Here is a 13,457-nt window from a genome sequence, read left to right on the forward strand (position 1 = left end):
GCTGTGTTTACACAAAATTCACAATCATACCACACTACGGAAAACCATGTTTGGAACTGGCAAGGTAACCAGATTGAATACACCGTAATGGGGACTGGTAAGCCTCTACTTTTGGTTCATGGTTTTGGGGCATCCATTGGACATTGGCGCAAGAATATTCCTGTCCTAGCCGCAGGGGGTTATCGAGTGTTTGCCATCGATCTGCTGGGATTTGGAGGTTCTGATAAACCTGCCCGATCCTACACCGTAGAGTTGTGGCAACAACAAATAAAGGACTTTTGGGATACCTACATCAATGAACCTAGCATATTTATCGGTAACTCCATTGGTGCTCTGTTAAGTCTGATGGTGGTCACAAACTATCCTGAGATTGCTGCTGGTGGTGTCTTAATCAACAGTGCTGGTGGACTCAATCACCGCCCTGAAGAGCTAAATCTACCTTTACGGTTGGTGATGGGAGCTTTTACCAGATTAGTGAACTCTCCAACCTTTGGACCGTTCCTGTTTAACCGTATCCGCCAGAAAAATCGCATCCGCAGCACCCTCCGTCAAGTCTACTGTGATTCAGATGCCATTACAGAGGAACTTGTAGAGTTAATCTACCAGCCTGCTTGTGATCCCGGTGCTCAAAAGGTATTTGCATCAGTTCTTACTGCTCCTCCTGGTCCTAGACCTAGTGAACTTTTACCGAAGTTACAAAGTCCTCTACTCATTCTTTGGGGAGAGGAAGACCCTTGGACACCGATTTCTGGTGCTACCATCTTCCAAAAACAGAGTCATCAGGGTAAAGACGTAAAATTTGTAGGAATTCCTAAGGCTGGTCACTGCCCTCATGACGAAAATCCAGAGTCCGTAAATTCACTGATTCTCGATTGGTTGTCATCTCGCTGGTGAAATAGAAAAGGAAGTCATTAGGGTCAAGCACGTAAGTAAGAAGGGTAAACGTTAACATTTACAGCTATTGATAATACTGGAAATTTCCCCTGTAACCCAAGAGACGATTAGGTAAATTCACTGATTATAGATTGGCTTTTTTACGGATATAAATAATAATAAGCAATATCCCTGAAGCCATGAAAATAGTATCGGTGATTAGCCGTAAGCACATAGTGATTATGGAATCAACAGCTAGATTTTCGGTGCATAGATTGTTACAGGGAATCCATGTGAAGTAACCGAAATTGAATGAGTATAAGCTATGTACGTGTTATTACTGATGACCGGAGCAGGAACAGTTAATTTAACTGCTTCTTCAACAGGTTTGAATGATTTAGATATTCTTAAGAAAGCCTTTGTCAGGGTAAGATTGCTCAAATAACCTGCTAGGGTGCCTCTGAAATCAAAATCAGGTAAAGCTCTTGCACTATTCCCCAGAAGTATTTAAGTGAATTCACGGCAAGCTTTTTGAACTCTTGCTGATTCTTAAAGATTGTTTAAGTGGTTGTCGCGACGTCTTTATTGTCAAGAAATATCACAATTTAGAAGAAACCCAACTTGGCTTCCAAGCGTTACGAATTTAACGCGGAAGCTTTAACTCTTTTGTTGCCAACATAGGATTTACCGAGTCAGGGGGTTAACCCCCCCATAGATGATGGGACTATTAGGGAGACTATATCACTTATCCTCTACTAATAGTTGTGAATAAATTGTGAATGCAGAAGTTCTATAAGAATTCTTAGGAGGTCATGTATGGACAGGAGGAGATCATAATAATGACAATTGAAGAATTAGCCAAGGGTTATATGACAGCTCCAGCCTATGAAGCTCCTATATCGTTAGTTAAAGAGTTTCGTCAATTTGTGATTGACTTAGCAAAGGTAGAACTGCAAGGGGTCAATTTTGAGTACGTTGACTACCAACCCTACTTTCGAGGAGCAGATCTATGTCTGAATGACATCAAAGCGGACTTTGAACAAGGAAATGTTAAAATCAGCGCCCAATATAATGAATCAGATCTACTAGGTAAGGACGTCAACTTAATTTACCGATGTATTCATGAAAGGCATCACGTTAAACTAGATGTGGACTTTGGCTGGGAAGGCGAGTGCGCCATTGCTGCTCACATTATGTCCTTTACGGACAACCTGTTGTTTAAGCAACTTCTGTATAGCGAGGGGTTAGGACAAGTGGCTGTGCGCCTGCATACAGGAGAATTTCCTGATGACCAAAAAGTCGTTCTCTTTGATGAAGAGGTTATACATTGTATGGAGAAGACAATGAAAAATGTCAGAAATATCCGATGCCAGAACCACTAATTGAACTGAAGGGAGTGAGCAAATCGTTTGGGAGCAATGTCATTTTGAATCAGTTGGATCTAAAAATTTATCAGGGTGATGCCCTAGTCATTATTGGTCCTTCTGGAACCGGAAAATCAACAATTCTTCGGATTATTGCTGGCTTACTACCTGCTGATGTCGGTGAAGTTTATGTTAAAGGGCAACGGCGCTCCGGTTTAATAGAAGATGCTCAAGACCCCATTGGCATTGGTATGGTATTTCAGCAGGCAGCGTTGTTTGACTCGCTGACCGTGGAAGAGAATGTGGGTTTCTTGCTCTACCAGCACTCTAAACTACCACATCATCGCATTAGGAAATTAGTCAATCAAAGTCTGGAAATGGTAGGGTTATCTGGTATTGGAGACCGCTACCCAGCTGAGTTATCAGGAGGTATGCGCAAACGAGTCAGTTTTGCCCGTGCTATCATTTCCAATCCCGATAATCCCAGGGACAACCCAGAGGTATTACTCTACGACGAACCAACCGCTGGACTTGACCCGATCGCCTCAACAGTAATTGAAGATTTAGTACGCCAGATACAACGGGACGAAAACGCTTGTAGTACTTACCTAATGGTCACCCATCAGGAGAGCACAATTCGCCGCACCGCTGACCGGGTTGTTTTTCTCTACAAAGGCAAAGTACAGTGGTCCGGCAGCGTTGGGGAGATAGATACCACAGATAATCCTCTAGTGCAGCAATTCTTTAGTGCCAGTACCACCGGTCCAATTCAAGTAATAGGTTGACTCTAGATCAGAAGACTGTTTTTATTCATTAATTTGGTTAGGTTCGTTGGCTAATGGTTGAATGGCTTTAGGCATAAGGGCTGTAGCTTGAATAGTTCGTTGGCTAAGGGGCTCTAATGACTAGTCAACGACCAGGACCTGTGTTAGTCATTCCGGCTGATCTCGATGCCCTGTCGATTAAACAACAAAATGGTCAGGTGCGCGCCCGTTCGCGCACCTATGCGTTATCGGTCACAACATGATGGTCGAATGTATGCTTCCGGTCCTGGGCGGACATACTCGGATCTGCGACAAAAGGAGTTTGACAAAGTTGCTCCCAACTTGCTAGACTAAACGTAGTCATAACGAGTACGGATAAAATAACTGTCCTTGATAATTGGTAGCTTTGACGAGAACACATTACAACTTGCTCTACTCAAACACTCAGCACTCAGCTTGCTTGACCCTTGACAGTCAAGCAGACTCAGCATATTCGCATTCGCGCACGCGTGCGCGTTCAGAAATCAGTACTCAGCACTCAGCACTCAGCACTCAGCACTATAGTTAAACAGAGGTTAGTGAGATGGTGAACATTGTTGGAATTAGTGGTAGTTTACGTCCTCAATCCTATAGCTATCAGGCTCTAAAGCATGCTATAGACCGAGTTAAAGCTAATGGTGCATCCACTGAAATCCTCGACTTGCGTCAGATGCAATTACCATTTTGCAGTGGTGATAGTGACTATGCAGACTATCCAGATGTCACCCGATTACAAGAAACCGTGAAGCAAGCCGATGGCTTAATTCTGGCAACACCGGAATATCACGGTAGTGTCAGTGGTGTACTTAAAAATGCCCTAGATTTGATGAGTTTTGAACATCTCGAAGGGAAAGTTACCGGTTTGATTAGTGTATTGGGGGGTCAGTCGAATAGTAACGCTCTCAATGACCTACGGATAATTATGCGCTGGGTACATAGTTGGGTGATTCCAGAGCAAATTGCAATTGGTCAGGCTTGGAAAGCTTTTGGTGAAGATGGCAAGCTTTTGGATAAAAAACTTTCCGAGCGCTTCGATAAATTTGCTGACAGTTTGGTAGCAAATACTCAGAAGTTAAGGTAAGCTCAAATCCGTTTAGGGACTTGGGTGTAAAAAAAATACCAATTAAAGTAGGGTGGCCAAAGTATAGCAATTCTCATTTTGAGGCGCGCACTACCATGGGAATTTAATTCTTAAGGTGCGACCCGTGGCGAATTTAAGAATTAGATGCGGAAAGCGCATAAAGAGCAGAAAGCGCACCTATTCGGTTTTAGGGAGCAGAGGACATTGGTCGTGGGCCACGCACGCTTTCGGGCAAAGCCTAACGCTGTGCAAACGCGAACGGAGGAGCTAGTAGCGCTGCATCGCTTTGTGCCTCGAATTTGGCAATTTGGAAATACCATTACACCCATTGCTATAAAAAAAACTGGCTGTGTTGTGAAAGGTGCTACCCCTCACAGCACAGCCAAGCTGATCATCAATTACGGCACAGGATGGCTGATTTGTGCGATCTGTTAGGTATGTATTTATTAAAAACCAATTTAGCATGGCTGTGTTGCCAGTTTGGCAGTAAATTAGATTTCCACTGCACTTACTCGAAGACAAGTATCTATAAGTGTACCTAATTAGGAGTTATCTTAGGTACTGAGTCACCTGATAAGCAAATTAAATTATCCTTATGAGTGTTGATGATTCCCCGTTGGCGAAGCTTTCCTATCAACCGAGTGACAGTCACGCGGGTGGAGCCAATGGCACTACCGATTTGTGCGTGAGTTAAGGGAAATGGTAAGCAGTAACCTTGTTCACACGGTTCCCCGAACTCTTCAACCAAGAGTATCAGAAATCCCAAGAGCCGATCAATGGTTCGTCGCTGTCCTAAGGTACTCAGCCACAGGAGTTTGCGTTGATGCTGAAGCCTAAATGCATCTAATATCTCTCGTCGGAAGTGTGGCCAGTTGTCTAAGTCATCCCAGTACATCCATACCACAGCAGTTTGCTCAACGTGAGAGTAAGCCTGAAGTGTGAAGGGTGAAAGGGCAACAATTTCAAAGGGCTGACCCGCACCAATGAATCCTAAAAACGCTTCTTCCATATTCTGATGGGAGCATTGAGATTCAGAACAATTGGGGCTAGCACTGACTTGAGAAGTACCCACCAAACGGATTGCCCCCCGCTCTACCAAATACAACAACCCAGGACGGGTAGGAATCCGCTCATCTTTGCTAAACGTCCTATAACGGTAGTGTTCCTGTCCCCAATCTAAGATCCTTTGCCAAGTTACAAAGGGTCGGGATACCTCTAATGGGTCGGATGGTGAATACATAAGCTCCGAGCCTGATGGATACACAAGTTTATCTAGATCTTACATGGAGTCCAAAGTAACAAAAAATACCTTGAGGATTAGCTCATGGCGCGTAAATTTGTCAGGTAATTCTGCTGCCCTGAGATCTCGATTACAAGAACAGATATCCAGAGCAATGGTATATTCTGGTATTCCCCAGTTGATATTGGAAACGATTCCTTTAGAACGCTGCTCAGATAATACTGGTGTAGCATATCGCTCAGCGATCGCTCTCAAGCTTTCTCGCGCCATGCAGCAAAGTCCTCTAGCCATTGCTCATCAGTTAACTGTATCTTTGCCAACCATAACTCAAGATGGTGGGAAACAAAACTTGATCGAATTCGAGGTTGAAGTAGCTCCCCCAGGCTGGATTAATTTTTGGCTGACAGATCAGGGGTTAGCAACTTGGTTACAAGATTGGATTCAACCTTCAACAGACACGCTGATTAGCTTTCGCCCTCAACAAGGTCAAAAGAATCTCTTGCCCTACTTAGAACTTAGCAATCAGCAATCAGCACTCTTGACACAAGATACTTCCAAGATCTTTAGAGTTCAGTATGCCCATGCTCGTTGCTGCTCACTCCTGCGCTTGGCTCATCGCCAGGGCTTAATCCAGATTCAGAGTATGGACTTGAAAACCTCTAGGGGACTCATAGTTGTGCCAGATCCAATTCCCTGGTTAAAAGACGACCTAGGAACACAGACAAATCAGCAGCTTATACAGTTTGTCCATCCAGCAGAAAGACTTTTGATTGGTCAAATCATGGACTTGACAGACTACTTTAGTGGAACCGAATCAAAGAATTGGCTAAAACTGGCAAGTTCTGTGAGCAATGCTTTTGAGCAGTTCTACCGTAGCTGTCGCATTTGGGGAGAGGTGAAACACCAGACCCCTAGGCTGGCTCAAGCAAGGTTAGGATTAGTGGGAGTAACTCAAGTAGTCTTGCGATCGCTTCTAGAAGAGCAACTGGGTGTCCCTGCACCAGGTGAACTTTGACCGAAAAAAAAAATTTTGCCAAAGGGGTTGACAAATCCAGAAAGTTTTCGGTATATTTACGGATGTGTGAGGAGCGAACCAGTCAGGGAACCGAGACGAAACACGGCCAGTCGTCGGTTCCCTTTCTGATTTAATTACCTGATTTAATTGTCTGATTGAATTGGCCCAGGGAGATACCGCCATTAGCAAAGCTGGCTTTGTACCGAAACGCGGCTCCTTTGACCTAAGGAAATTATTGACCTAACTAAATATCCATGGCTAGGATTGGTGAGGCTGGAATTGCGGAGAAGCCCACACTTACCAGATAGGGAAGTCTCGGAATATTTCACATATCAAAATTATTAACCACCAAAGCTGAAAAGATTGGGTTGATTAAGCTAGCAGTAAACCCAGATGTGACTATAGCACTTAAGATTATTGATTTGTCGGTAACACATGCCGTCAGTATTAAAGCTTACCTGATCTCAAAGCAATAGCTGGGGTTGGCAAAATTTCCATACCGATCAGGGTAGGGTGGTGTGGGTAATCTCATGTCATTGGCTTGACAGGTGACAAGGGTTATATTTGTGTGTTTTTGTTAGTTATTATTTGTCTAGGCTCCTTTGTAATCAGCCGAAAGTCTCGTGGCACCAGAAATGACACGTGACCAATGACTAATCAGCAATGACTAAGACCAATGACTAAAATCACGAATAGCTAAAGAACTGTTACAGTTCTTGACAAAGTAGCCAGACAGGTATGAACTCGATGATAGTATTCCCTTGAATGCCTTATTACAGACACGAGAAAAAAAGACTATGGCAGAAGAACTGACGGGAAAAACTCCCATATTTGGTGGTAGCACTGGCGGATTGCTGACCAAAGCTGAAGTTGAAGAAAAATACGCTATCACCTGGACAAGCTCAAAAGAGCAAGTGTTTGAAATGCCTACTGGTGGCGCTGCCATCATGAATGAAGGGGAAAACTTGCTCTACTTAGCTCGTAAGGAACAGTGTCTGGCATTGGGAACCCAACTGCGGACATTTAAGCCCAGAATCGAAGACTATAAAATTTACCGGATTTATCCCAATGGTGAAACCCAGTTTCTGCATCCCGCAGATGGGGTATTCCCAGAGAAAGTCAACGAAGGGCGTCCCTATGCAGGGAAAATGGACCGCAATATTGGCAGCAACCCAGAACCTGCAACTATCAAGTTCAGTGGGAAGGCAACTTACGAGGTTTAATGAATCAGTGATAAGGTAAAGGGGAAAAAGTTGAACGTTGTGACCAACAGTTTCAGCTGTTTGCCGAATTTTCAACCTTGAGCTGAGAAAGACCATGATTTTCCCAGATTTTTCCCAATTTTCAACCGTAGCTCAACAAGGTAATTTTGTACCGGTAACCCAGGAGTGGGTGGCGGATTTAGAAACGCCAGTTTCTGCCTGGTATAAGGTATGTGCTGGTCAACCCTACAGCTTCTTGTTGGAATCGGTAGAAGGTGGTGAAAATCTGGGACGTTACAGTTTACTAGGTTGTGACCCCCTGTGGGTATTGGAAACTAGGGGAAATCGCACGACTCAGACCAACCGGGATGGGTCAGTAACAGTATTTGATGGAGACCCCTTTGAAACCTTAGGGACTTGTCTGAAATCCTATAAACCTGTAAAGTTACCCCAATTGCCGCCAGGAATAGGCGGTTTGTTCGGTTTCTGGGGTTATGAGTTAATTCGTTTTTGTGAATCCCGTGTGCCAATTTATCCTATACAGTCCAATGACTTACCCGATGGATTGTGGATGCAAGTGGACAACCTGATTATTTTTGATCAGGTCAAGCGTAAGATTTGGGTGATCGCTTATGCTGATTTACGACAGACCCAAGGAGATTTAGAGGCAGCCTATCAAAAAGCATGCGATCGCGTTCGTAATCTGGTCAACAAACTGCAAGGGCAGTTCTTAGGTAAGGACAAATTACTCAAATGGACACCTCCAGAGAGTGCTACTCAAGAACTGTCTTATATAAGCAATACAGACAAGTCCCAGTTTTGCGCTAATGTCGAAAAAGCGAAAGACTATATCCGAGCTGGGGATATCTTTCAGGTGGTATTGTCCCAGCGCCTCTCGACAGAATACAAGGGTGAGCCTTTTGGCCTTTACCGTTCCCTAAGGCTGATTAATCCCTCACCTTACATGGCATATTTTAACTTTCGGGACTGGCAAATCATTGGATCTAGCCCGGAGGTAATGGTAAAGGCAACAGCTTCCCCAAAGGAAAAAATCCAGGCAACGTTACGACCAATTGCTGGAACTCGACGTCGGGGTCAAACTCCTATTGAAGACGAAGCTCTAGCTCAGGAGTTACTCGAAGATCCAAAGGAAATTGCCGAACACATTATGTTGGTTGACCTGGGTCGCAATGACTTGGGTCGTGTGTGCAAGAGTGGTACAGTCAGAGTGGATCAACTGATGCTCATTGAGCGCTACTCCCACGTCATGCACATTGTTAGCAATGTAGTAGGGGAGCTGGATGCTACTAAAACAGCTTGGGATTTACTGAAAGCTTGTTTCCCTGCGGGGACAGTGAGTGGAGCCCCCAAAATTCGGGCAATGGAAATCATTCAGGAACTGGAACCAGAGCGTCGCGGACCTTACTCCGGTGTCTATGGCTGGTACGATTTTGAAGGTCAGCTCAATAGTGCGATCGCAATCCGGACTATGGTAGTTCGCCCATCTGGTTCTGGTAAACATACCGTTTCAGTGCAAGCTGGTGCGGGCTTGGTAGCAGATTCTGACCCAGAAAAAGAATATCAAGAAACTCTCAATAAAGCTAGAGGGTTACTAGAGGCTATCCGCTGTTTAACCTTTGAGGAGTAAGCTATCAGCTAGGTGCGCCCCTGCAGGGAAGGGGAGGATAATAGCGTACTGCTAACATCGCCCCTAACCACTAACCGCTAACTATTCCTTGACAGGGTTAACGACAATCATGCTAGCTTCTTGCCGTCGGATAGCTACTTCTGTGGTGGAACCAACTCGAATGTGTAACGGTCCCCCAAACCAGGCTGAGCGCAACACTTGTACCTGTCTATCCGGAATAATGCCAATTGCTTCTAGTCGATTGGCGAGACCTTCGACCTGCAAACCTATCTGAACTTTCTCGATAATGGCAAGCTTTCCAGGTTTTAATTCCGCTAAAGTCATTTAATTCACTATTAATAGTTTGTTTGATAAAATTTCCTCTATTTGCAGGCTGAGGGATTTACCCCCTGAGGATCTGGGGATATATCAATCATTAAAAATTATCTTTAGCATATAAATATTATTTTGTCAATTTATTTGAGTAAACTGGTGTTATAGTCAAATCCCCAAAGGTACAGCTGTTGGATAAATCAACCAATTAAGCAAAAAATAGTCCTGAGTGGGAGAGTTTTGAGTGGAAGAATAGAACAAGCACTAATTTGTCATATATTTTATTTTACCAAATAATTAAAAATTACACAAATAAGCACGCTTTAGACTTTGAAAATGACTATAATAACTATTTTTTTTTAAAATAGTGCTAGTTATCATATAACTTAAACTAGTTAATTCATTAGCAATGAGGTGCTAGGGTAAATAGTATAACAAATCAACTTACAATAGACTATTTAAAAAAAATATTTATTATAAATTCAAAAAAAAGCTGACCATTATAGATATTTTTTTTAGCTTAGTCATGGAAACTATGAAAGAGTCTTAGTCTGACGTCTCCGATTATGGGAATATTGCTACATCACGATGAAAGCTACTCATTTTGTAACCATTACACACCTTAAAAATTACCAATATTGGCTAGTAGGTATAGCAGCTGGGTTAATAGCAATTCAATTGACTCTGGCTGACAGGAGTAACATTGCTGATTTACTAAGTACAAGTTTTTTATTTTGGGTGGCTGTGTCTTACATGGTATGGGAAAAACGCCATACCTTGGACCTAGAAAGTGATATTTTTTCTGGCGTTTTAGGGTCATTATTAATTGGGTTAGTACTGTTGCGATCTACATTTGTATCAGGCTATGACATTTTTATCCGCTTTTCTCCTTTGATTTCAGTATTGGGTTTGGGACTGCTGGCATCTGGAGTGAAGGGATTAAAGCAATATTGGCAGCACCTTACTATATTTTTATGTCTCGCTATACCATCTGGATTGCCAACATTACTGATTGATGTATCCACATTAACTGCTAAGTTTTCTGGATTGCTCCTTTGGTACTCAGGATTTGAAGTCTCTAGGCAAGGGGTTTATTTAATCCTGCCAACCGGAGGAATAGAAGTAAATCCCGGCTGTTCTGGCGTCAGTTCTATGCTTCAGTTGTTGGGAATATCGTTGTTATTCTTATTTATGTTCCCTACTAGCCGGGTTCAAAAATTTTTGGTACCACTGATAGCTATTTTAGTAGGATTTATTGTTAATTCTATTCGAGTTAGCCTGATGGCTATTTTAGTTGCTTATTATAGTTATGAATCCTTTGAATATTGGCATTTTGGAGATGGTTCAATGATCTTTTCATTGGCTGCTGTCATTATTTTCGGTTTCTTATGCAATTTTATACTTCAACAGAATGCACCAAAGACTGAAGATTAAGCCACTAACCTAAAGTCTAAGTATTAGGCATTATTAGATATTAGCTATAAAAAAAGCAGATCAGGGCTAGGTAGGGGTGCATCTCATCTTTGTAAAAAAGTTGGGTAGGGTGCGTTAGGGACGGACTCGCCCTGATTTTATCAGTAAGTATTGGGACAGTCCGTCCCGTAACGCACCACAGGTTCAAACAGCCAAAGTGAGATGCACCCCTAGGTAGTAATAAAGTTGTGCTTCATAGGCTTGTTAGAACCTTAGAGCAATTCAACCATTAGCCTAAACTCTAGAGCGTAGAACCTTAAACCTCATAAACACCCAGGGCTTCTAGTCCCAAGAATGTCCTAGACCTGCAAGCCTTTTACCTTTTGCCTTGATGTCATGCTCGATTGGAAATCACTACGTATTTGGCTGCTAGCTTTTGTTTTTGGGGCTACTTTATCAGTTATGGGCAAAGTAATTTGGTATCCAACTACAAGCGCTCGTCCCATCACCCCTTTTGAATTTCCAGCTACAGTTCCCTTACCAGAATGGCAGCCTCTGGAAAGTCAAGGTTTGACTGGTCAAACGGCTGTTGATAAAACACTACAAGCTGGTAAGCACTATCGATATATTCAGAATGATTTACCTCTAGATATAAAGATGCGCTATTTAGTTCAGAGCGGGGGTGATATTAATAAATTCCTTCAAAAGTACATAGGGATTGAACCTGCTAGTCAAGAATTAATAGTGTCACGCCAGCAGAAAAAAATAGGTTTTCATCGCTTATTTGTGTACCAAGAGCGGGCTTACCTCAGTTCTTGTATCAACCCCCGGGGTGGCAGTACGGTCACCAGTTATCAGTTCAAGAAAAATCGGGATATTTACGATGTACGCTCCCGTCGCCTGCTGCTATGGTTACTGGGTCAGGTAAAGCTACAAGACAACCGTTGTCTGTGGGCTCATCTTTCTATTCCTCTAGAGAATTCTTCCCCTGAAGCTGCCTATAAAGTGCTGGAAAATGTTTGGCCTGACTGGTACGACTGGTGGTATTTACACTTTCCTAAACCTTGAGGTAAGGTTTACGACAATCGTGTCCTATTATGAAGGAATATTTAATATATGACTAAATTAGATGGCAATAAATTGACTGAATCCGTAGAGGATATACGGCAGTTTAACTTTTCTGTTCTAAGGTCTGCGACTCTGTTGCACTGGATAGGTTATGGCCTTTTAGTGCTAACTGTATTTGACGTAGTTGAAACGTTGATCCCACCAAACTTTATGAATCCTGCCTGGGAATTACAGACTATAGGGGCATTGGTGGAACGGGTGCCTGTACCTTTACTCGGCTTAGCCCTGGTGTTTTATGGAGAGCGCCATGGGCGGGAGAGATGGGAAGTCCTGGTTGTGAAGGTTTTATCCTGGTTAGCTTTGGTGCTGGGAGTGCTATATTTCCTGCTGATTCCTTTGGGAATTATTAACACAGTGCGGATTAATAAACAAGCCAGTACTCAAATTACTACTCAAGTTAACCGAGGGATGACCCAATTCCAACAAGTTAAAGATGCTTTGGAGAAAGTAAATACAGAAGCGGAGATGGAAAAACTTTTGGCAAGCCTGAGTAGTGAAGGTAGCACTCCGGATATCAATAATTCTCAAGAATTGGAGAGGGTGAAAGAACAGCTCGCTTCATTCATTGCTCGTGGTGAGCAGAGGATACAAAACCAAGCTCAATCGAGTTTATCGTCTCGTCGTCTGGGTCTGTTTAAAAGTGCTGTAAAATGGAATTTGGGAGCTTTGGTGTCTGGAGCTTTGTTTATTACTATCTGGAAGTCTACCCCCTGGGCGAGACGAAAGGGTTGACACTCCCCGCCCTGAAAGTGCGGGGATTCTTAGATCTATGACCGGCCTTAAACCTTTCGCCGTAGGCGACGCTTCGCGAACGCATCCTTGCGGCAGTACCTAAACCGAAATCCCGTCAAGACTAAGATTTTAGTTTAGTTTACGTGCATACCCAGCGGGCTGGTCTCCCTAAGCGTTGAGCTACTTTTTGAGAAGTGCCTTATAAAGTCCGTTGCTTCTCTGTTTCACTTGGTTCCGGCGTGCCGGAGACGAAACCTTAGAAGAGTGGAGCCTTAATAAAAAAGTTTTAACCCTTTTATGCATAGCCTGTAACCCTTAAAGGCTCCACTCTTCTTACGGTAACTTCTAACCCCGCCGTACCATTATTTTCTCAAGTTGTGTCTTGCTGGGTTCACACACCGATTGGTAGTCGTTCGCGTAGCGTGGCCTACGGCCAATGATTGGGTTTTTAGCGATGCAGCGCCGCCAAAGGGGGTTTCCCCCACTCGCTATTGCATCAAGAAAGGAGGATTTTCCCTGCCCTCCGGGCATTGTTACAGTCGATGTCCCCTATTAAGGGAAGCACCTCTGCTTCAGAACCGTACGTGAAGTTTTCGCCTCATACGGCTCCTAGATATCCTATCCTTTCGGGTTGCTCCAATGTAGT

The 13,457-nt window shown here is 43.4% G+C and carries 14 protein-coding genes; 11 read left to right on the top strand and 3 right to left on the bottom strand.

Translation table 11 applies throughout. The features are described from left to right. Nucleotides 1-3: 3 nt before the first annotated feature. The 5 genes from F6J99_RS07115 to F6J99_RS07135 all read left to right on the top strand — a co-directional run bounded on the left by F6J99_RS07115 (nucleotide 4) and on the right by F6J99_RS07135 (nucleotide 4,556). Nucleotides 4-894: an alpha/beta fold hydrolase gene (locus F6J99_RS07115; RefSeq protein WP_293112321.1), complete on the top strand. Its 891-nt coding sequence runs from the start codon at nucleotides 4-6 to the stop codon at nucleotides 892-894. Nucleotides 895-1,712: 818 nt separating this feature from the next. Beyond that, nucleotides 1,713-2,255 carry a hypothetical protein gene (locus F6J99_RS07120; protein ID WP_075906149.1) on the top strand — a complete coding sequence of 181 codons (543 nt, stop codon included), beginning with the start codon at nucleotides 1,713-1,715 and terminating at the stop codon, nucleotides 2,253-2,255. Beyond that, nucleotides 2,240-3,022: an ABC transporter ATP-binding protein gene (locus F6J99_RS07125; RefSeq protein WP_070393372.1), complete on the top strand. Its 783-nt coding sequence runs from the start codon at nucleotides 2,240-2,242 to the stop codon at nucleotides 3,020-3,022. Before F6J99_RS07120 ends, F6J99_RS07125 begins: the two co-directional genes overlap by 16 nt. Nucleotides 3,023-3,584: 562 nt before the next feature. Further along, on the top strand, nucleotides 3,585-4,121 hold the full coding sequence (locus F6J99_RS07130; protein WP_070393371.1) for an NADPH-dependent FMN reductase: 537 nt from the start codon (nucleotides 3,585-3,587) through the stop codon (nucleotides 4,119-4,121). A gap of 210 nt (nucleotides 4,122-4,331) precedes the next feature. Beyond that, entirely contained in the window at nucleotides 4,332-4,556 is a 225-nt protein-coding gene (locus F6J99_RS07135; RefSeq protein WP_293112322.1) for a hypothetical protein, read from the top strand. A gap of 103 nt (nucleotides 4,557-4,659) precedes the next feature. On the opposite strand, the gene F6J99_RS07140 is transcribed toward F6J99_RS07135, so the two are convergent. Beyond that, nucleotides 4,660-5,361, bottom strand: a complete 702-nt coding sequence (locus tag F6J99_RS07140; protein WP_293064155.1) for a Crp/Fnr family transcriptional regulator — start codon at nucleotides 5,359-5,361, stop codon at nucleotides 4,660-4,662. Between the two features lie 70 nt (nucleotides 5,362-5,431). On the opposite strand from F6J99_RS07140, the gene F6J99_RS07145 reads away from it, so the two are divergent. From F6J99_RS07145 to trpE, 3 genes are all read left to right on the top strand, one after another. Then, the gene (locus tag F6J99_RS07145) at nucleotides 5,432-6,376 is read left to right on the top strand and encodes a DALR anticodon-binding domain-containing protein (RefSeq protein WP_293112323.1); all 945 of its coding nucleotides are present in this window, start codon (nucleotides 5,432-5,434) and stop codon (nucleotides 6,374-6,376) included. A 797-nt stretch (nucleotides 6,377-7,173) separates the two neighbouring features. After that, on the top strand, nucleotides 7,174-7,599 hold the full coding sequence (locus tag F6J99_RS07150; RefSeq protein ID WP_070393367.1) for a photosystem I reaction center subunit II PsaD: 426 nt from the start codon (nucleotides 7,174-7,176) through the stop codon (nucleotides 7,597-7,599). A gap of 94 nt (nucleotides 7,600-7,693) precedes the next feature. Next, entirely contained in the window at nucleotides 7,694-9,226 is a 1,533-nt protein-coding gene (gene trpE / locus F6J99_RS07155) for an anthranilate synthase component I (RefSeq protein WP_293112324.1), read from the top strand. 81 nt (nucleotides 9,227-9,307) lie between these two features. Here the strand turns inward: trpE and F6J99_RS07160 are convergent, their stop codons facing one another. Continuing rightward, complete coding sequence (locus tag F6J99_RS07160) at nucleotides 9,308-9,550, bottom strand: FeoA family protein (protein WP_293083461.1); 243 nt, start codon at nucleotides 9,548-9,550, stop codon at nucleotides 9,308-9,310. Between the two features lie 576 nt (nucleotides 9,551-10,126). Between F6J99_RS07160 and crtA the strand changes: the two genes are divergently transcribed. The 3 genes from crtA (at nucleotide 10,127) to F6J99_RS07175 (ending at nucleotide 12,811) form a co-directional block, all read left to right on the top strand. Beyond that, nucleotides 10,127-10,972: a cyanoexosortase A gene (crtA, locus tag F6J99_RS07165; RefSeq protein WP_293112325.1), complete on the top strand. Its 846-nt coding sequence runs from the start codon at nucleotides 10,127-10,129 to the stop codon at nucleotides 10,970-10,972. A gap of 441 nt (nucleotides 10,973-11,413) precedes the next feature. Continuing rightward, nucleotides 11,414-12,019: a cyanoexosortase A system-associated protein gene (locus tag F6J99_RS07170; protein ID WP_293112326.1), complete on the top strand. Its 606-nt coding sequence runs from the start codon at nucleotides 11,414-11,416 to the stop codon at nucleotides 12,017-12,019. 48 nt (nucleotides 12,020-12,067) lie between these two features. Next, nucleotides 12,068-12,811 carry an HpsJ family protein gene (locus F6J99_RS07175; protein ID WP_070393362.1) on the top strand — a complete coding sequence of 248 codons (744 nt, stop codon included), beginning with the start codon at nucleotides 12,068-12,070 and terminating at the stop codon, nucleotides 12,809-12,811. 362 nt (nucleotides 12,812-13,173) lie between these two features. Here F6J99_RS07175 and F6J99_RS07180 read toward each other — a convergent pair whose 3' ends face one another. Then, on the bottom strand, nucleotides 13,174-13,296 hold the full coding sequence (locus F6J99_RS07180; RefSeq protein WP_293112327.1) for a hypothetical protein: 123 nt from the start codon (nucleotides 13,294-13,296) through the stop codon (nucleotides 13,174-13,176). Nucleotides 13,297-13,457 lie beyond the last annotated feature (161 nt).

The sequence above is a fragment of the Moorena sp. SIO4G3 genome, from assembly GCF_010692305.1.
GTDB lineage: Bacteria > Cyanobacteriota > Cyanobacteriia > Cyanobacteriales > Coleofasciculaceae > Moorena > Moorena producens_A.